Source organism: Deinococcus murrayi DSM 11303 (assembly GCF_000482805.1).
GTDB lineage: Bacteria > Deinococcota > Deinococci > Deinococcales > Deinococcaceae > Deinococcus > Deinococcus murrayi.
Genome location: NZ_AXWT01000009.1, coordinates 47,180 through 64,907, shown reverse-complemented (window position 1 = coordinate 64,907; position 17,728 = coordinate 47,180). Strand labels below are relative to the sequence as shown.

Annotated in this window: 15 protein-coding genes; 8 read left to right on the top strand and 7 right to left on the bottom strand. The window is 68.6% G+C overall.

The genetic code is table 11. The features are described 5' to 3' along the window. Positions 1 to 30 precede the first annotated feature (30 nt). The 3 genes from H565_RS0101615 to H565_RS0101605 all read left to right on the top strand — a co-directional run bounded on the left by H565_RS0101615 (position 31) and on the right by H565_RS0101605 (position 4,852). The gene (locus H565_RS0101615) at positions 31 to 3,081 is read left to right on the top strand and encodes an alpha-amylase family glycosyl hydrolase (protein ID WP_027459501.1); all 3,051 of its coding nucleotides are present in this window, start codon (positions 31 to 33) and stop codon (positions 3,079 to 3,081) included. 110 nt (positions 3,082 to 3,191) lie between these two features. Beyond that, a complete protein-coding gene (locus tag H565_RS0101610) occupies positions 3,192 to 3,830 on the top strand; it encodes a DUF47 domain-containing protein (protein ID WP_027459500.1) in 639 nt (212 codons plus the stop codon). Positions 3,831 to 3,850: 20 nt separating this feature from the next. Further along, positions 3,851 to 4,852 (top strand): inorganic phosphate transporter, encoded by a 1,002-nt coding sequence (locus tag H565_RS0101605; protein WP_027459499.1) that lies wholly within the window; start codon positions 3,851 to 3,853, stop codon positions 4,850 to 4,852. 86 nt (positions 4,853 to 4,938) lie between these two features. Here H565_RS0101605 and H565_RS0101600 read toward each other — a convergent pair whose 3' ends face one another. Together H565_RS0101600 and H565_RS0101595 are read right to left on the bottom strand one after the other, a co-directional pair. Continuing rightward, the gene (locus H565_RS0101600) at positions 4,939 to 5,856 is read right to left on the bottom strand and encodes a TroA family protein (RefSeq protein WP_027459498.1); all 918 of its coding nucleotides are present in this window, start codon (positions 5,854 to 5,856) and stop codon (positions 4,939 to 4,941) included. A 46-nt stretch (positions 5,857 to 5,902) separates the two neighbouring features. Then, positions 5,903 to 6,700 carry a type III pantothenate kinase gene (locus H565_RS0101595; RefSeq protein ID WP_027459497.1) on the bottom strand — a complete coding sequence of 266 codons (798 nt, stop codon included), beginning with the start codon at positions 6,698 to 6,700 and terminating at the stop codon, positions 5,903 to 5,905. 97 nt (positions 6,701 to 6,797) lie between these two features. Between H565_RS0101595 and H565_RS0101590 the strand changes: the two genes are divergently transcribed. After that, positions 6,798 to 8,708 (top strand): acetate--CoA ligase, encoded by a 1,911-nt coding sequence (locus H565_RS0101590; RefSeq protein WP_027459496.1) that lies wholly within the window; start codon positions 6,798 to 6,800, stop codon positions 8,706 to 8,708. A gap of 88 nt (positions 8,709 to 8,796) precedes the next feature. On the opposite strand, the gene H565_RS0101585 is transcribed toward H565_RS0101590, so the two are convergent. The 4 genes from H565_RS0101585 to H565_RS13955 form a co-directional block, all read right to left on the bottom strand. Further along, positions 8,797 to 9,489: a hypothetical protein gene (locus H565_RS0101585; RefSeq protein ID WP_027459495.1), complete on the bottom strand. Its 693-nt coding sequence runs from the start codon at positions 9,487 to 9,489 to the stop codon at positions 8,797 to 8,799. Positions 9,490 to 9,542: 53 nt separating this feature from the next. Beyond that, positions 9,543 to 11,591 carry a hypothetical protein gene (locus H565_RS0101580; protein WP_027459494.1) on the bottom strand — a complete coding sequence of 683 codons (2,049 nt, stop codon included), beginning with the start codon at positions 11,589 to 11,591 and terminating at the stop codon, positions 9,543 to 9,545. Positions 11,592 to 11,595: 4 nt separating this feature from the next. Beyond that, positions 11,596 to 12,006 (bottom strand): ExbD/TolR family protein, encoded by a 411-nt coding sequence (locus H565_RS0101575; protein WP_027459493.1) that lies wholly within the window; start codon positions 12,004 to 12,006, stop codon positions 11,596 to 11,598. A 139-nt stretch (positions 12,007 to 12,145) separates the two neighbouring features. Continuing rightward, positions 12,146 to 12,829, bottom strand: coding sequence for a MotA/TolQ/ExbB proton channel family protein (locus H565_RS13955; protein ID WP_034408013.1), 684 nt, complete (start codon positions 12,827 to 12,829; stop codon positions 12,146 to 12,148). A gap of 196 nt (positions 12,830 to 13,025) precedes the next feature. On the opposite strand from H565_RS13955, the gene sufC reads away from it, so the two are divergent. From sufC to sufD, 4 genes are all read left to right on the top strand, one after another. After that, complete coding sequence (gene sufC, locus H565_RS0101565; protein ID WP_027459492.1) at positions 13,026 to 13,796, top strand: Fe-S cluster assembly ATPase SufC; 771 nt, start codon at positions 13,026 to 13,028, stop codon at positions 13,794 to 13,796. Between the two features lie 44 nt (positions 13,797 to 13,840). After that, positions 13,841 to 15,244 carry a Fe-S cluster assembly protein SufB gene (gene sufB, locus H565_RS0101560; protein ID WP_027459491.1) on the top strand — a complete coding sequence of 468 codons (1,404 nt, stop codon included), beginning with the start codon at positions 13,841 to 13,843 and terminating at the stop codon, positions 15,242 to 15,244. Positions 15,245 to 15,326: 82 nt separating this feature from the next. Next, positions 15,327 to 15,686, top strand: coding sequence for a VOC family protein (locus H565_RS0101555; protein ID WP_027459490.1), 360 nt, complete (start codon positions 15,327 to 15,329; stop codon positions 15,684 to 15,686). A gap of 23 nt (positions 15,687 to 15,709) precedes the next feature. Further along, positions 15,710 to 17,065, top strand: coding sequence for a Fe-S cluster assembly protein SufD (gene sufD, locus H565_RS0101550; RefSeq protein WP_027459489.1), 1,356 nt, complete (start codon positions 15,710 to 15,712; stop codon positions 17,063 to 17,065). Between the two features lie 206 nt (positions 17,066 to 17,271). On the opposite strand, the gene H565_RS0101545 is transcribed toward sufD, so the two are convergent. Beyond that, positions 17,272 to 17,688, bottom strand: a complete 417-nt coding sequence (locus tag H565_RS0101545; protein WP_027459488.1) for a pyridoxamine 5'-phosphate oxidase family protein — start codon at positions 17,686 to 17,688, stop codon at positions 17,272 to 17,274. Between the last annotated feature and the right edge of the window lie 40 nt (positions 17,689 to 17,728).

The following is a 17,728-nucleotide window of genomic DNA, read 5'->3' as shown; positions in this document are numbered from 1 at the left end:
CCGGGCCTGAGCGCTTCCAATACAGGACACATGAATCCCTTGCAAAAGGTGGGGCGCGCCAGCGCCCTGGCAGCCCTCACCCTCACCCTGGCGGCCTGCGGCACCCTGAACGGTCCCCGCCACGCTCCAGACACCGATTGGCGCGATGACGCGATTTATTTCGCAATGACGGACCGCTTCCAGAACGGCAACCCCGCCAATGACAACGGGCCGAACCGCAACGCCGGGGACCGCGCTGACCGGACCAACCCGCTCGCTTGGCATGGCGGCGACTTTGCGGGCCTCAAGGCCAAGATTGAGGAAGGCTACTTCAAGCGGATGGGCTTCACGGCGATTTGGATCAGTCCGGTCGTGCTGCAAGTGCCCGCCATCGAGACGGGGTCGGGGCCGCACCGGGGCCGACCTTTCGCGGGCTACCACGGCTACTGGGCCGAGGATTTCTTCAGGGTCGACCCCCACTTTGGAACTCTGGAGGACTACAAGGACCTGGTGCAAACCGCCCACCGCCACGGCCTCAAGATTGTGCAGGACATCGTGGTGAACCACGCGGGCTACGGGGCGAAGCTGGTCGCCGAGAAGCCGGACTGGTTCCGCACCGGGGCGCAGTGCGGCCAAGACGACGTGACCCAGTGCCTCGCCGGGCTGCCCGACTTCCGGCAGGAGGTGCCCGAAGTGACCCGTTATCTCAACGACTTCGTGCGCTACTGGCAGCGCGAGACGGGCATCGACGGACTGCGCATTGACACCATGAAGCACGTGCCGGACAGCTACTGGCGGCAGTTTTTCGCGGCGGGCGGCGCGGGCGACCCCCGCCGACTGTGGTCGGTGGGCGAGGTCTTCGACGGGAATCCGGCGCGGCTGGCCCACTTTATGAATGAACTGGGCGCGCCGAGTGTCTTTGACTTCGCGCTGTATTTCGCCATCAAAGATCAGCTCTCCAGCGCGGACGGTGACCTAGGGCGAGTAGCGGACGTGTTTGCGCAAGACGGCGTCTACCGCGACCCCACCCGGTTGACCACCTTCGTGGATAACCACGACGTGCGCCGTTTTGTCCGTGAGGTCACCGAGCGGGGCGGCACAGCGGCACAGGCGGCGGAGCGGCTCGACCTCGCCCTCAGCCTCATCTACACCTCGCGGGGGACGCCGAGCGTGTACCAGGGCACTGAAATCGCGCAGCCGGGCTTGGGGGACCCCTATGACCATCCGGCGGGGCAAGGCAACCGCGAGGACATGAACTTCGCGGCGCTGGCGGGCAGCACCCTCGACGAGCGCCTGGGTGCCCTGGCGGCTGCCCGGCAGCGCTACCCAGCCCTCACGCACGGTGCTCAGCAGGAGCTGTGGCGACCGGGTGGGGGCGCTCCCCTCCTCGCCTACCGCCGGGTCCTTGCCGGAGAGCGGCCCGTCGTGGCGCTGCTAAACAACGGGGACACCCCCCTGGACCTCGCCACGCTCCCAGGGGGCGGCTTGCCGCTGCTGGGCACCTTCGGGGCGGGGGCGCTGACGGAGATTACCGGGCGTTCCACCAACCTGCGGGTCGAGGGCGGGCGGCTTCTCGGCACCCTGCCTCCCCGCACGCTGCTTGCGGTGGCGGGCACGCCGGGCAGCGCGGGCACCGTCAATCCCCGCCTTCCTGAGGTGAGCGGCGTCACCGCACGGGCCGGGGACGGGGCCGCCGAACTGCGCTGGAGCGCTCCCAGCGACCCCGCCGTCACGGGCTACCGGGTCTACGCCCGCACGGGGGGCGGCTCCGAGCGGCTGCTGAACTTCGCCCCGCTCTCGCGCGAGCAGACCAGCTTTCTGGTGCGCGGCCTGGCCAACGACCAGCAGACCACTTTCCGGGTGGTCACGGTAGACGCGCAGGGGGCCGAGAGCCGGGGCGTGACCGCTACCGCCACGCCGAGCGCGAGCAACACGGTTCGGGTCACCTTCACGGTGGACGCCCGCAGCCAGGGCAACGGCCCGGTCGAGCTGCGGCGCTTTGACACCGGGCGGCAGGTCGAGTACCCCATGACCCAGGTGTCGCGTGGGGTTTGGAAAACCGACATCGAGCTGCCCCTTTTCCGCGAGGTGAAGTTCAAGTTCGGCAATGACCATCCCCGCGCCAAAAACAGCGGTTACGAGGGACCTGACCAGCCCGACCGCTCTTACGTGGTGGGCACGGCGGGGAACACCTACAGCGGGACCTACGACTTCATCACCCGCCCGGTGCCGGGGGCCACGGTCGAGGGCCGGGTGACGGGCGCGGGGCAGGCGCTGGAAGGCGCGCTGGTCGAAGCCACCTCCGCTGACCCGAAGGTGAACTACGCCCTGACTTTCCCGGACGGGTCGTACACCCTCTTTGTTCCGGCAGGGGCGCAGACCCTCAAGGCGACGGCGGAAGGCTACGCGGAGGCAACCCAGCAGGCCACCGCCCCGGCCACGGACGTAGACTTCGCGCTGGCGCGGGCCGGGGCCGCGGGGCCACAGGTCGGCAAGTATCGCATCGACGGCAACCTGAGCGACTGGGCAGCGCCCAAGGTCAGCGTGCAGAGTCCTGGAGAGGGGGTTTTCGGGCCGGACAACAACTGGCTCACCCTACGGGCCGACAGCGATGCGGACTTCCTCTATCTCGCCTACACCTACCGGGTGTCGGGCAACAGCGCGATTCTCTACCTGGACTACCGGGAGGGCGGCGCGGCGCAGGCTGACCGCTTCGAGGCGTGGCGGCAGGCGGCGACGTTCAGCGGGGGCATGGGCGGCGCAGACGCCTTTGTCGCCCGCTACGGCAGTGAGGGAGCGCAGGTCCGGTTGGTCACGAGTGACACCACCACCCCAGAGGTCGCGGCCAGCGGCTATACCGTCGCCACGTCCGGCACCCTGCCCGCCCAGACCGTCGAGCTGGCGATTCCCTGGCGCAGCTTGGGCCTAAGCGGTCCTCCGGCGGCGGGCGTGAACGTGGTCGGCGGCATTTTCGGCGGTCCCGGCTACGGGGCGGGCGACCTCATCCCTGGCCCAGACAGCACGCCGAGCGGTGCGAACACCATCGGCACAGAAGCCGAGCAGCGCCGGGCGACTTTCACGGCCCCGGTCACGGTGCGCTGAGGGTAGACTTCTCGGCAAGGGGGAAGCCTCCCGCGAGGGGCTTCCCCTCTTCACGGCCCAGCTCGGCTGACACAGAGCTGACAAAAGAGCAGAGAATCGGGGAGATTGTCATGGTTTTGTCTAAGTTCATGCCCAAAAATCCGCAGTTCAGCGCCAAGTTCGCTGAGGCGGCCCGCAATGCGCACGTGACGGCGCAGGCGCTTGTCGAGCTGCTGGAGAACTACACCGACGTCGAGGCGAAGGTGAACCGCATCCGCGACCTTGAACATGAGGGCGACCGCATCAGCCGCGAGGTGACCAACCTGCTGGCCGAGTCCTTTATCGTGCCCTTTGACCGCGAGGACATCATCGCGCTCAATCACGAACTCGACGACCTCGTCGATAGCCTGGAGGACGCCGCCCGCAAGCTCAGTCTCTACGGGGTGGAAAAGCCGCTGCCACAGATGGCGCAGCTCGCACGGGTGGTCGAAGGGCAGTGTGCGCTGCTCGCGCAGGGGATGCCCCTCATCGAGAGCAAGGGCCGCGTGCGCGAACTGGCTGCGCTCGCGCAGAAAATCCGGGCGCTGGAAGACGAGGGCGACCTCATCAGTGACCAGGTGCAGCGCGAACTGTACGTGGGGGTCCATGACGTTCCCGGCTTGATTCGGGCGATGCGCGGCGGCGAAATCGTCGACCTCATTGAGGACGCGTCCGACCAGGCCCAGCGGGTGGCCAAGACGGTCGAGAGCATCCTGCTCAAGAACGCCTGAGCCGGGGAGCCGCACGTTTCATGGAAACCGCGCTGCTCGGCTTTGTCATCATCATCGCACTTGCGCTTGCCTTTGACTTCATCAACGGCTTTCACGACACCGCCAACGCCATCGCCACCTCGGTCGCCACCAAAGTGCTCACGCCCCCGCAGGCCATCGCCATGGCGGCCATTCTCAATGTGGTGGGGGCGCTCGCGGGCACGGCGGTCGCCAAGACCATCGCCACCGACATCGTGCCGCAGCAGTTCGCCACCCTAGGCCTGACCGGAGCGGCGCTGCTGAGTGCCATCCTCTGGAACCTCTTTACCTGGTGGAAAGGGTTGCCGAGCAGCTCCAGCCACGCCCTCATCTTCAGCCTGGTAGGAGCGGGGGTCGCGGCGGGCGGGTGGGGCATCATCATTCCCAAGGGCGTGCAAAAGACGCTGACGGGTCTCGTGAGCAGCCCGGCGCTGGGCTTTCTCGTGCCCATCTTGCTGATGGGGGTGCTCTCGTGGCTGGTGCTGCGCTGGATGCGCCCCCGCACGGTGACACGCACCTTCCGCTGGCTGCAAATCGGCTCGGCGGCGTTCATGGCCTTTTCGCACGGCGGCAACGACGCGCAAAAGGCGATGGGCATCATGACCTTTGCCCTCAGCGCGTACCTGGGCACTCAGGTCAGCGAGGTGCCGCTGTGGATTATCCTTTCGGCAGCGCTGGCGATGGGCCTGGGCACAGCGATGGGTGGCTGGCGCATCATCAAGACGATGGGGTTTAAGGTCGTGGACCTCAAGCCCGTCGACGGCTTTGTCGCAGAGGCCAGCGCCGCCGCCATCATCGTGAGCGCCACCCACCTCGGCATTCCGGTCAGCACCACCCACACCATCTCCTCTTCCATCATGGGTGTGGGCACCACCAAGGGCTTTCGCAAGGTCAAATGGCAGGTCGCCGGGCGTATCGTGCAAGCATGGGTGTTCACCATTCCGGTGTGTATCGCCTTGGGCTGGGTCATTCACAAGGTGATGCTGCTGACGCTGGGGATTTAACCCCCTCACCAAAAGGCCGGGAGAGACCGTCACTCTCCCGGCCTTTTGGTGGGGGGCCGCCGTGCGCAGACCCTGCCGGGCGAGGTTCAAGGACTGGGGCGCACGCACACGCTCTCGCCAGGGCAAGCCTGGCCGCGCAGCAGCTCGGCCAGCACCTGCGCCCCGCGCACCACGCCGAGGCTGGGGCGGCTAAAGAGGGCGTTCGCGTCCACCGCCCAGACTTCGGTCTCTGGCTGGGCGGCAAGTTCGGGGCGCTCCAGCAGGGAGCGGGCAAAGGTCTCGTTGTGGGCGAGGCCGTACCCGCAGCACATCACGACGATGACCTGTGGGGCGAGGGCCAGCGCTTCGGCCCAGGTCGTGCGGCCTGACTCGGCTCCTGGGGTGCCCAGCACGTTCACGCCGCCCGCCCGCTCGACCTGTTCGGGTACCCAGTGACCGCCGAAAAAGGGCGGGTCCACCCACTCCAGGGTGAGCACGCGGGGCGCATGCGGGACGGGCTGCACGGCCTCCCACGCCGCCCTTGCCTCGGCGACGAGCGCTGCGCCGCGTTCCGGAAGGCCCGCCGCCACCGCGAGCGCGCGCAGGTCTTCCAGGATGCCCCCTACACTCCGGCCCTCCAAGCTCAGAACCTGCTCGGCGGGCAGGCAGCCCGGCAGATATTGCACCGCTGCCTCGACCGTGCTGGGGGTCACCGCGCAGACCTCGCACACCCCCTGGGTGACGACGAGGTCGGGGCGCAGGCGCTCCAGCAGAGGCCCATCGACCTGGTAAAGGGCGCGGCCCTCACGCACCGCCTCGCTCACGGCCCGGTCTATCTCGGCCTGGGGCGCGCCACTGTCGACGATGGAGCGGGTCAGGACCGGGAGGCCGCGGACGGCGGGATGGTCGCAGGAGTGGCTCACGCCCACCAGCCGTTCGCCCGCGCCCAGGCTGAGCAGCAAGTCGGTGGCGCTGGGCAGCAAGCTGACGATGCGGCGAAGAGGCCGGGAGACGGGAGGGGTCATGCCCGGCAGGGTAGCGGGGCGAGGGTGGTCAGGGCCAGGGAGCAGGCTACCGGGCGTGCGCCCCCGGACGGCTGGCCCACAGCTCCAGCAGGCCGCGCAGGGTGAGCGTCTCGTCATAGTGGTCGATCTCGCGGCACAAGCCCTCCACCGTGCGCGAGAAGCCGCCCGTGGCGACCGCGACGGCAGGCCCCGGCAGCTCGGCGCGGATGCGGCGCAAGAGGCCGTCCACCATCTCGGCATAGCCGAAGACGAGGCCCGCTTGCAGGGCGTGGGTGGTGCTTTTGCCGATGGCGGTGCGCGGGGCCTCTAAGGTGATGCGCGGCAGCTTGGCCGCCCGCGCAAAGAGGGCGTCGGCGCTGAGCTGCGCTCCGGTCGCGAGCACGCCCCCCAGGAAGCGCCGCCCCCGCCCGATGACATCGAAGTTGGTGGAGGTCCCAAAGTCCACGACGACCGCGTAGTCGTGCCCGCCGAGGTACCGCTCGGCCCCGAACAGGTTGGCGAGGCGGTCGGCCCCCACCGCGCCGGGCTGGTCGAGTTCGACCCTCACGTCGGGGAGGTTCTCGGCGCTGACCTCGAAGGCCTCGACCCGGAAATGCCGCCGCAGCGCCAGCGCGTAGTTCTGGCCCAGCGGCGGGGCCACGCTGCTGAGCACAGCGGAGCGGGGCGGGGCGGCCCCCGCGAGCGTCAGGAGGCCCTGAAGTTGCAGGGCGAGGTCATCGGGGAGATGGTCGCGGTTGGTGCGGACCCGCCAGGTATGCGTCAGGGTGAGGCTCTCGTCAGAGAGGCCCAGCACGGTGCTGGTGTTGCCGATGTCCACGGCCAGGAGGGGAAAGGAGGCGGGCACGGAGGGATTGTACGGCTGGTATCCCGCACCCGAACACGCTAGGGTGCGGCCACACACCATTCACCGCACAAGTCACCGTTCCGCTGGAGGTTTCCCTGTGGAAAAGTCGTTGCTGGAGCACCCGCTCGTGCCGCCTACTGACCCCCTGAAGGCCGCCGCCCCTGTCTCGCAGGAGGAGGCCGCCCGGCTGCTCGCCCTCGACCCGCAGGCGTACTGGCTGGAAATCGCCCAGGAACTCACCTGGGACGTGCCGCCGGGCGTGGCGCTGGAGGGCAGCCTGGGAGACTTCCGCTACTACCCCGGTGCGCTGGGGAATGTCAGCGTGAACTGCCTGGACCGCCATCCCCCCGACCGAGTCGCCCTGCGGTACGAGCGGGAGGACGGCCTGCGGGAGACGTGGACGTACGGGGAACTGACGGACGCTGCGGCCCGCTTTGCTGCCGCCCTGGAGGACCTGGGCGTGGAGAAGGGCGACCGGGTGGCGATTTACCTGGGGAACGTCCCGGAGGCGTTCATCGCCATTCATGCTTGCTACCGCATCGGGGCCATCTACTCGGTCATCTTCGCGGGCTTCAGTGCCCAGGCGGTGCGCGACCGGCTGGAGGACGCCCGCCCCAAGGTCGTGGTCTGCACGGACGCCACCCTGCGCCGAGGCCGCAGCGTGCCCCTCAAGGCCACCCTCGACGAAGCGATGACGGGCCTGGACATCGGGCACATTATTGTTGCCCGCCGGGTGGACCCAGATTTCCCGCTGCGGGCAGGTGAACACGACTTCCACGCGCTGATGCAGGGGACCCCGCGCCCCGCCCCGCCCACCCCCCTGGAGGCGAACGAGCCGGGGTTCATCATCTACACGTCGGGCACGACCTCCAAACCCAAGGGCCTCGTCCACGCGGGCCTCGGCTTCCTGGCGGGCGCGTACGCGAACGTGAAATGGGCGCTGAACTTGCTTCCGGGGGACGTGTATTGGTGCACGGCGGACGTGGGCTGGCTGACCTTTCCCATCTTCGCGCTCGTGGGGGGCCTCGCGCACGGGGCGACCCATGTCATCTACGAGGGCAGCATCGACACGCCCACCCCCGCCCGACCGTACGACATCATCGAACGGTACGGGGTGAACAAGGTCTTCACGGCCCCCACCGCCCTGCGGATGCTGCGCCGCGCCGGGGACGCGCCCCTGGCTGGGCATGACCTGAGCCGCCTAGAACTGATTGCTCTGGTCGGTGAGCCGCTCGACCCGGAAACGTGGCACTGGACCCGCGGGAAACTGGGCGAGGGCCGCATCTTCGTGAACAACACTTACGGGCAGACCGAGACGGGTACCGCCTGGTCCAGCAGCATGGTCGGCCTCACGCCCACCCGCCCCGGCAGTTGCGGGCATCCCCTCCCCGGCTACCGCGCCCGCGTGGTGCGGGACGACGGGACGGAGGCGGCCCCTGGGGAACTGGGGGTGCTGACCCTTACCGAGCCGTTCCCCTGCCTCGCCCGCACGGTGTGGGGCGACCATGAACGGTACGTGCAGACGTACCTCTCGGACTTTCCGGGTGCATACGCCGCCTCGGACGCTGCGCTGCTCGACCCCGACGGGCAGTTGTGGGTGACGGGTCGCCTGGACGACGTGATGAATGTCGCCGGGCACCGCATCGGCACGATGGAGCTGGAAGCCGCCCTGATTACCCACCCTGCGGTCAGCGAGGCCGCCGTAGTGGCCCAACCCGACGACGTGAAGGGAGCCGTGCCCGTCGCGTTCGTCGTTCCCCGCGGGGATGCCCAGCTCGGCAGGACGCTGGAAGCGGAACTCGTAGACGCCATCGTGCGCGGGGTCGGCCCCATTGCCCGTCCCGCCCGCGTCATCGTCACGCCCACGGTGCCCCGCACCCGCAGCGGCAAAATCATGCGCCGCCTCCTGCGTGACCTCCTCGTCACGGGCAACGTGCAGGGCGACCTGACCAGCCTGGAAAACCCCGACGCCATCGGGGTGGTGCGGGAGAGGATCGCCGCGGGCTGAACAGCAGGCGCGTGGGCCGGAAAAGCAAAGGGCAGAGGACCGGGAGCTTTGGCCCCCTCTGCCCTGCTCTGACTTTGACCCTCTCCCTTTACTGGAAGCTGCCCAGGTCCAGGGTCACGCTGTAGGCGCAGTTCGTGTCGGCTTCGGTCCGCAGCAGCAGCTCGGCTTTGTCCGAGGCATTCAACCCCGCCTTGAGCGGCTCAAAGTAGTACACCAGGGTGCCCGTCCAGGTGCTGCCCTCCTGCTTCCAGTCGTTGACAAAGGAGCGCCGAGCCGGGGCCAGCAGCTTGCCGTCCGCCCCCCGCAGCCGCACGAGGTAGGCGTCCCGCGCCTTTTGGGTGGGCAGGCCGCGAACCTGCACATCCACCCGCAGCAGGCCGTCGGCGAGCCGCTTTCCGGCGAGGTCCGCCCCCAGCGCTTCGGCCACGCTGAGGTTCTTGAAGTTGTCGCGGGCCTCGACTGCTTGGAAGTAGAGCTGGTCGGCTTGCCCGCTCGCGGTGACGCTCAGGGGGCGGCTGCCCCGGCTGAAGTCGGTCGGCGCGGCGAGCCAGTCGGCGACGCACTTGTCGCCACCATCAAAGGCCCTCACCGCTCCCGCCCCGGCGACAAACTGGCCGTCTTTGACGGTCAGGTCAATCGTCTGGTAGGTGGGCACTGGGTCGCGGCGGCCATACGCGCCGTCGATGACGTTCTTGGCGGTCGTCTCCTCCAGCTTGGGCACCCAAGCGAGGGCCGGGGCGGAGAGCAGCGCGGCAAGCGAAACGAAAGCAAGGTTGCGCATAGTGAACCTCATAACAAAGGGAAATGACGGGAGGCTGACCTGCCGGACAAGACTCAAGCGTCTTTCAGGTACACGACCCGGCAGGCCGCCCCCGCCGAGCGGAACTGGGCAGCGGCAGCGGCACTCAGGACAGCGTCCGTGCGGATTGCCGCGTTGGGAGCGATGCGGGGGGCCTGCACGCGGGCGGCCCGCACGCGGGTGACATTCGGAAAGGCGCTGAGCTGCCCTTCGGAGGTCGCGTAGGTGTGCAGGTTGCCCTCGTTGACGAGCTGAGAGGACACCCCACGCACCAGGGCCGCGTCGGGCCAGAGCTGGGTGCCCGCCTCGTCGTAGACGTAGCTGGTCATGTCGCGATCGAAGCGGCCCAGCCCGCGCACGTCCACGACGACCGTACAGGCGAGGGGCCGGGTCTCGGTGCCGGCCCCCGCGCCCCCACCGCCCCCAGCGCGGGCCGCCTCGCCCCCGCCCGCGCCCCCCCCAGCGGGGCTGACGCTCCCGCCGCGTCCGGGGGCTTCTCCGGTTCCCGCAGAGCCGCCCGCACCGCTCCCGCCCGGTCGTCCGGCGGTGGGGGCCGTACCTTCCCCACCGGGGCCGCTCGCCGCGTCACCCGCCCCCCCGCGCCCGGCAGCAGGGCCAGGGTCGGGGGAAGTGCTGGAGCCGCCCCTAGACCCACCGCCGCTGGAGGCGCGGGGGGTGTCGCTGGGGGCGGCAGGAGCTGGGGCCGTGGCCGCCCCACCCGCACGGGGGGTGGGGCTGGCCGTGCTCTCGCCGGTCCCAGCGGGGGTGCCGGAGGACGGACCGGGGCGGGTGCTCTCGGCCACCGGAGCCGTGGCCGCGCTCCCACCCGCCGTCCCACGGGTGGGCGTGCTGGCCTCGGCGGGGGCTGGAGCGGGAGGGGTCGCCGCCCCCCGACCTCCCGCCGCCTCCGCCGGGGCGGGCGCGGGGGCCGAGGCTCCGGCACGGGGGGAGGCCACGGGGGCCGTTTCCTCGTCCGCCGTTCCCGCCGCCGGACGGGACGTGCGGGGCGCGTCGGGAGCGGTCTCCGGCGGCGTCCGGCTCACGGTGCCCTCGCGCCCGGCGACGGCTTCGGGGGTGCCGGAGGCCTGGGTGCCGCGGGGGGCGAGGGGGGTGTCGGGGGTCACCCCCTGCGGGGCGCGGGCGGCAGCGCGGGGGGCTTCTGCCGTCTCCCCCACGGCTGGGGTGCCCTGGCTGCCGCGTGCCGGGACGCTCTCGCCGCCCGCCTCAGCAAAGGCTTCCCCACCTCCACGGGCGGGCGCGGGGTCCTCGCTATCGGGGGCCGCGCCGCGTGCTGGGGCCGCTGCTTCTTCGGCGGTGGCCGGGGCGGCGTCCTCGCGGCGGGGCAGGCTGGCAACCGTCTCAGCAGACGCCGGGACCTCCGACGCGGCGGGCACCTCGTCGAGGGGAGTGGCCTGGCTGGGGGCCTCCGCCTCCGGCACGAACAGCCCAGAGCCGCTCGGCGCTCCGGCAGAGGGTTCGGGGGCGAGTTCCTGCGGGGCAGCGGCGGGCGCGGGTGCTCCGGCGCTGCCCCGCGCGGGAACCGCCGCGCCCACCGCCCCGCTCGCCGGACGGCTGGGGGCGGGGGTGCTCGCCGCCGCGGGAGCCGCCGGAGCGCTGGGGCGGCGCACCGCTGGCGTGGCGGCGGTCGCGGCGGGAGCGGGCGTCCGCTGGGGCGTGGGGGGCACCTCTGGGGCCGGGGGTGGGGGCGGTTCCACCACGATGGGCGCAGGGGCCGGGGGCACGGGTGCGGTTGGGGGGACTGCTGCCTCCTGCGGCGGCTGCGGCTCTGGCTGCGGCTCTGTCCGTGGGGCCGGGGTCACGGCTGGCCGAGCGGCAGGTATCGCGGGGCGGGTGGGGGGAGTCAGGGTCGCGGTGGGGGTTGGCGGCGGGGCCAGCGCCACCACCTCCAGCGGGGCGCGGTCGGGGTCAGGGGGGTGGTCGGCGGCGAGGGGCAGCTCAGGCCGCAGCGCCAGCAGTCCCAGCAGCAGCCCCCCGTGCAGCAGCAGCGTCACGCCCGCCGCCCGCAGGTGGTCGCGGCGCTCTGGGGAGGGAGCGGAGGGAGGCAGGCCCGGCAGGGTGGTCATGGGGTCACTCCTCCGGGGTGCGGGTGCCCAGCGCGAGCCGCTCGCCCCCGGCTTTCTTAATCTCGTCCATCACCCGCACCACCGTCCCGTAGTTGCCGCGCTCGTCGGCCCGCAGGCCCACCAGCCCGCCCGACGCCTCGACCAGCGGCGCGAGCCGCCCGCCCAGCCGGGTCAGCGTGGTTTCCTGGCCATTCAGGAAAATCTTTCCGGCGCGGTCCACACTCACGATGGGCAACTCCGGCGTCTCCTGCACCGTCTCGCTGGCCCGCGGCAGGTCAAGGGGCAGGGCATTTTGCCGCGCTCCCAAGCTGCTCGTCAGGAAGAAGAAAATCAGCAGCAGCAGCACGATATCGACCATTGGGGCGAAGTCGAAGGTGACCTCGCCTTCGCTCCCCTCGCGAAAGCGCCGCCTCATACCGATTCCGTCCGCTTCCTGAACAGTGGGGACATCACCGCACGTTTCTCTCTCTCCCGGAATGCGTCACCATTCCCAGGCTGCTGCGCAGCCCTGCGAGGCCCTGCGGTCGGGGTTCGGGGTGCCCTCGGAACCCGCCTCACCGCGTGGCCCCTACCGCCGGAACGGCGTCAAAGGTCAGCGCCACTTCCGGCACCGCAGCCCTGCGCCCCCGGCCCGTGAGCCACGCCGGGACCTCCTCGCGCACCCGCTCGGCGGCGGTGGCGATGCGGTCGGCCTTGGCCCGCAGCGCATTGCGGGCCACGTAGGCCATCACCGCCACGACCAGCCCCGCCGCCGTGTTAATGAGGGCCTCGCTGATGCCCGTGGCGAGCTGCGTGGGCGTGGGGGCCGCCGTTTGCGAAAAGACCAAAAAGGAACGCACCATCCCCATCACGGTGCCCAGCAGGCCCAGCAGGGGCGCGACCTGCGCGGCAGTGCCCAGCGCCGAGAGACCCGCGTACAGCCGGGCGTCTTCGGCGAGCAGGGCCGAGTTCATCGCGGCCTGCGCCGCTTCTGGGCCACGGTCGGCGCGGCCCAGCCCCGCCCGCAGCACCTGAGCCGCCGAACCGGGGTGGGCCGCGCGGTCGACCTCTGCGAGCGCCGCCGCTGGACCACTCTCGGCGGTAATCGCCCGCGCCCGCTCGATGAGGGCGGCGGGGTCGCGCCCCAGGCGCGAGAGCGTCTGCGCCCGCACCGCCGCCGTGTAGACGACATACACGGACAGCGCGGCGAGCACCCACAGCAGGGGGCCAGCGGCCCGCAGAAGTTCGACAACGTTCATGGTCCTCACGGGTAGCACGCCGAAACGTGGCAAGCGTGAAAAACACTGACCCGGCCCTCATCCGCTGCTGTCCGCTGCCCGGAGGGCATGCCCGGCCAATCCGCACCAACTCACTCGACTTTACGGCGGGCAATCGGTAGAATGCGCCCACAACTAGGAATCATTCTCAAGAAGAATGACCCCCAAAGGAGCTTCCATGACCGAACAGCCTCACCAACTGGAAATCCGCAACCTTCATGCCGCTGTGGGCGACCAGCCCATCTTGAAGGGCGTGAACCTTGTCGTGCCCCGCGGCGAGCTGCACGCCATCATGGGGCCGAACGGCAACGGCAAAAGCACCCTCGCCAAGGTGATTGTGGGCGACCCCGAATACACCGTGACCGAAGGCGAAGTGCTTGTGGACGGTGTGAGCATCCTGGAGATGGAACCCGACGAGCGTGCTCGCCTCGGCGTTTTTCTGGCGTTCCAGTACCCGGTGGAGATTCCCGGCGTGACCATCGCCAACTTCCTGCGCCTGGCCATGCAGGCCCGCAAGCCGGAAGGCGAGGAGGTGAGCTTCAGCGAGTTTTACGGCAAGCTGACGAACGCCCTCAAGACGCTGGAATGGGATGAGAGCATCGTCGAGCGCTACCTCAACGAGGGCTTTTCGGGCGGCGAGAAAAAGCGCAACGAAATCCTCCAGATGCTGATGCTGGAGCCGAACTACATCATCATGGACGAGACCGACTCTGGTCTCGACGTGGACGCCCTGAAGGTCGTCGCTAAGGGCGTGAACTCGCTGCGCGGCCCCAATCTCGGCGGCCTCATCATCACCCACTACCAGCGCCTGCTGAACTACATCGTGCCGGACAAGGTGCACATCATCGTCAATGGCCGCGTCGTGCAGTCGGGCGGCCCCGAACTCGCGCAGAAGCTCGACACCGAAGGCTACGACTGGGTCAAGCAGCTCGCCGCCGCGGGCGACTGAGCCGGGCCTTTTTTCTGCGCTCTCTGCTCTCAAGGAGCCTCACCATGACCAACCCTGAAGTTGCCAGCATTAACGCGCAGTACGAGTACGGCTGGAGCAATCCGGAGCGCTACGCCGTCAAGGCCCCCAAGGGCCTGAGCCGCGAAGTCGTCGAGATGATTTCGAAGGCGAAGGACGAGCCGCAGTGGATGCTCGACTTCCGCCTCAAGGCGCTCGACATCTTCCTCTCTAAGCCCCTGCCCACCTGGGGCGCGGACCTGTCGGGCCTGAACTTCGACGAAATCTATTACTACATCAAGCCGGAGGGCTACAACGCCCGTTCCTGGGACGATGTGCCGGAGGACGTGAAGCAAACCTTCGAGCGCCTCGGCATCCCCGAAGCCGAGCGGGCGGCGCTCGCGGGCGTCGGTGCCCAGTACGAGAGCGAGATGGTCTACCACAACCTCAAAGAAGAGTGGGAAAAGCTCGGCGTCGTCTTTCTCTCCATCGAGGACGGCCTCAAGCAGTATCCCGACCTCTTCCGCGAGCACTTTGCCACCGTCATCCCGCCGGAAGACAACAAGTTCGCGGCCATCAACTCCGCCGTGTGGTCGGGCGGCTCCTTTGTGTATGTGCCCAAGGGCGTGAAGGTGGATATCCCCTTGCAGACCTACTTCCGCATCAATGCGGAGTCGAGCGGCCAGTTCGAGCGGACCCTTATCATCGTGGACGAGGGGGCGCAGGCCCACTACATCGAAGGCTGCACCGCGCCCACCTACGCGAGTGACTCCTTCCACTCTGGCGTCATCGAGATTGTCGTCAAGGAAGGTGCCCGCTTCCGCTACTCAACCATCCAGAACTGGTCGCACAACGTCTACAACCTCGTCACCCAGCGGGCCGCCGTGTACAAAAACGGCGTGATGGAGTGGGTAGACGGCAACCTCGGCAGCAAGGTCACCATGAAGTACCCCGCCTGCTACCTGCTGGAGGAAGGTGCTCGCGGCGAGGTGCTCTCCATCGCCATGGCGGGGCGCGGCCAGCACCAGGATGCCGGGGCCAAGATTGTGCACTTCGCGCCCAACACCAGCGGCTCCATCGTGTCCAAGTCCATCTCCAAGGATTCGGGCCGCTCTTCTTACCGGGGCCTGGTCAAGATTTACGAGGGGGCGCGGGGCAGCAAGACCAACGTCGAGTGTGACGCCCTGCTGCTCGACGAGGAAGCCCGCACAGACACCTACCCCTACATCGAGATTGAGGAAAAAGACGCCAGCGTGGGCCACGAGGCGACCGTCTCCAAGATTAACGACGAGCAGATTCTGTATCTCCAGAGCCGGGGGCTTTCGGAGGACGAGGCGGCGGGCCTCATCGTGCGCGGCTTTATCGAGCCGATTGCCAAAGAGCTGCCGCTGGAATATGCGGTGGAACTCAACCGCCTGATTGAGCTGGAGATGGAAGGCTCGGTGGGCTGAGCCGCACCCCCCGCCCCTGCGTTCCGGTTTCGTCCGGCGTAGGGGCCTCCCCTGTCCCCTTCCCTCCTTCCGGAGCCGCGCCATGAAACTCAACCACATCAACCTCGGCGTGACCGACGTGCCGCAAGCGGTGGACCTCTTCGGGCGCTATTTCGGGCTGGTGCCTGCGGGGGACGGTATGCCCCTGAACGAGCAGATGGCCTTCCTCCGGGACGACGTAGGAGCGCTGCTCTCCCTGTTCCGGGTGAAGGACCCGCAGTACCCCAAGGTCTTTCACATCGGCTTCTTGCAGGACACTCCGGAGCAAGTCCACGAGATTTACCGCCAGCTCACCGAGGGCGGTTTTGAAATCCCTGCGCCCCATGAGAACCATGGGCGGCTGACCTTTTATTTCAACGCGCCCTTTGGCGTTGTGATCGAGGTCGAGTCCTTTTTGGGCTGACCTTTTTCCTGTTTGGAGGTTCTATGACCCAACCCTTCACTGACCCACTCACCGAATACGGCGGACCCGACTGGCTGCTCGCCAAGCGTCGCGAATCGCTTGACCTCTTCAATCAACTGGAAGTGCCCAACGAGAGCGTCGAAGCCTGGAAGTACACCCGCGTGGACGTGGACTTCGGCGAGTTGCGCCCCCACCCCAAGCGGGAGCGCGTGACTGATACCTCCGCACTGCCCAAAAGCGTGCAAAAGCGCCTGAACAGCACCGATGTGGGCGCATACCTCGTGCTCGACGGCCCGGACGTGGTCTACGCGACCGAGCTGCCCCAGGAGTTGCGCGAGAAGGGCGTGATTTTCACTGACCTCAAGACGGCGGCAGAGCAGCACGCCGACCTGGTGCAGCGCTACCTCTACAGCGTGGTCCCGGCGGAGGTGCCCGACGACACCACCATCGCCGCGCCCGGCACCACCCCCAGCAAGTCGCCCGACCCCAGCGAGGGCAAGTTTTCGGCGCTGGCGGCGGCCCTGTGGACAAATGGGGCCTTTGTGTACGTGCCGCGTGGGGTAGAGGTCGAGCTGCCCCTCGGTTCCTTCCGGGTCATGAGCGAGGCGGGCACTTACACCGCCACTCGCACGCTGGTGGTCGCCGAGGAGAACAGCCAGGTCACCTTTATCGACGAGCAGGACTCAGAAGAACTGCCCGGCACCTACGCCATCGGCGCGGTCGAGCTGGTGGTGAAGGCGGGGGCTCGCCTGCGGTACGTCTCCGTGCAGAACTGGGGCAAGGGGGTGACCCACATCCAGCGTCAGCGCGGCGACGTGGAGCGGGACGCCACCCTCAACAGCCTCGTCGTCACGATGGGTGGCACCCTGAGCCGCACCGAGATGCAAAGCTACCTGCGTGGGCCGGGCAGCGACTCGGAGATGCTGGCGCTGTACTTCGCAAGCGGGGACCAGCACTTTGACCACTACACCCTCCAGCACCACGCCGCCCCGCACGCGCATTCGGACCTGCTGTACAAGGGCGTCAACGCCGACCAGTCGGTAGGCGTCTTTTCCGGCATGATTAAGGTCGACCTGGGTGCCCAGAAGACCGATGCTTATCAGAAGCACCGCACGCTGATGCTCTCCAGCGAAGCGCAGAACTTCTCGGTGCCCCAGCTCGAAATCAATGCCAACGACGTGCGCTGCTCGCACGGCTCGACCACCGGCCCGGTCAACCCAGAAGCTTTGTTCTTCCTGCGTTCGCGGGGCATTCGCCAGGAACTCGCCGAGAAGATGCTGGTCACGGCCTTCCTCGAAGATGTGCTCTCGCGGGTGCCGCTGGCCAGCGTCGTGAAGTACATCGAGGGCATCATCGCGGAGAAGGTGGGGGCGGCCTAGAGGCTGCCCAACCGTCAGCCGTCAGCGGTCAGCTACCGGGAAGGGGGCTGACCGCTGGTTTGTGGCCGGGGGGGTCGTTGCCCGGCTCAGACAGGGTCCCTCTCCCCCAACGAGACCCGCGCAAGACGTCTCTGCGCCGCCGCGGGGTCGTTTCTTCTGGGCGGCCCAGGGTTCCATGTTCTCACAGGGATGCTCCTCGCCCCGCTTCACAGCTCGATGGTGCCGTCTTCCTCGCCCCACCACTGGATGCGCTTGGCATCCACGACGAGCATGACCAGCCCTTCAGTCTCCAGGCCGTCCCCAAACCACTGCCGCAACTCCTCGTGCCAATGGTCTTTCATGACCCGGCGGTCGGTCAGGACGCGGGCCTCGCCTTGCACGGCCACGAACAGGAAGCCCTTCTCGGCGCGAAAACCGAGCTGCACGTGTTTATTGGCCTGGATATCCCGCACCATACGCGAGTTGGCCCAGGTAAAAAAATAGGAGGTGCCGTCGTACTCGACCTCACCATTGTTGCTCATGGGACGCGAGGCCAGCCGCCCGTGGCTGCTCACGGTGGTCAGCAAGCAGAGGTCCATGCCGCGCATCTTGGCCGCCAACCCTTGCATCTTCGCAGAGGTCATGGGGCATGGTAGCGCTTGCCTCCTTCCTGCCGACCTCTAG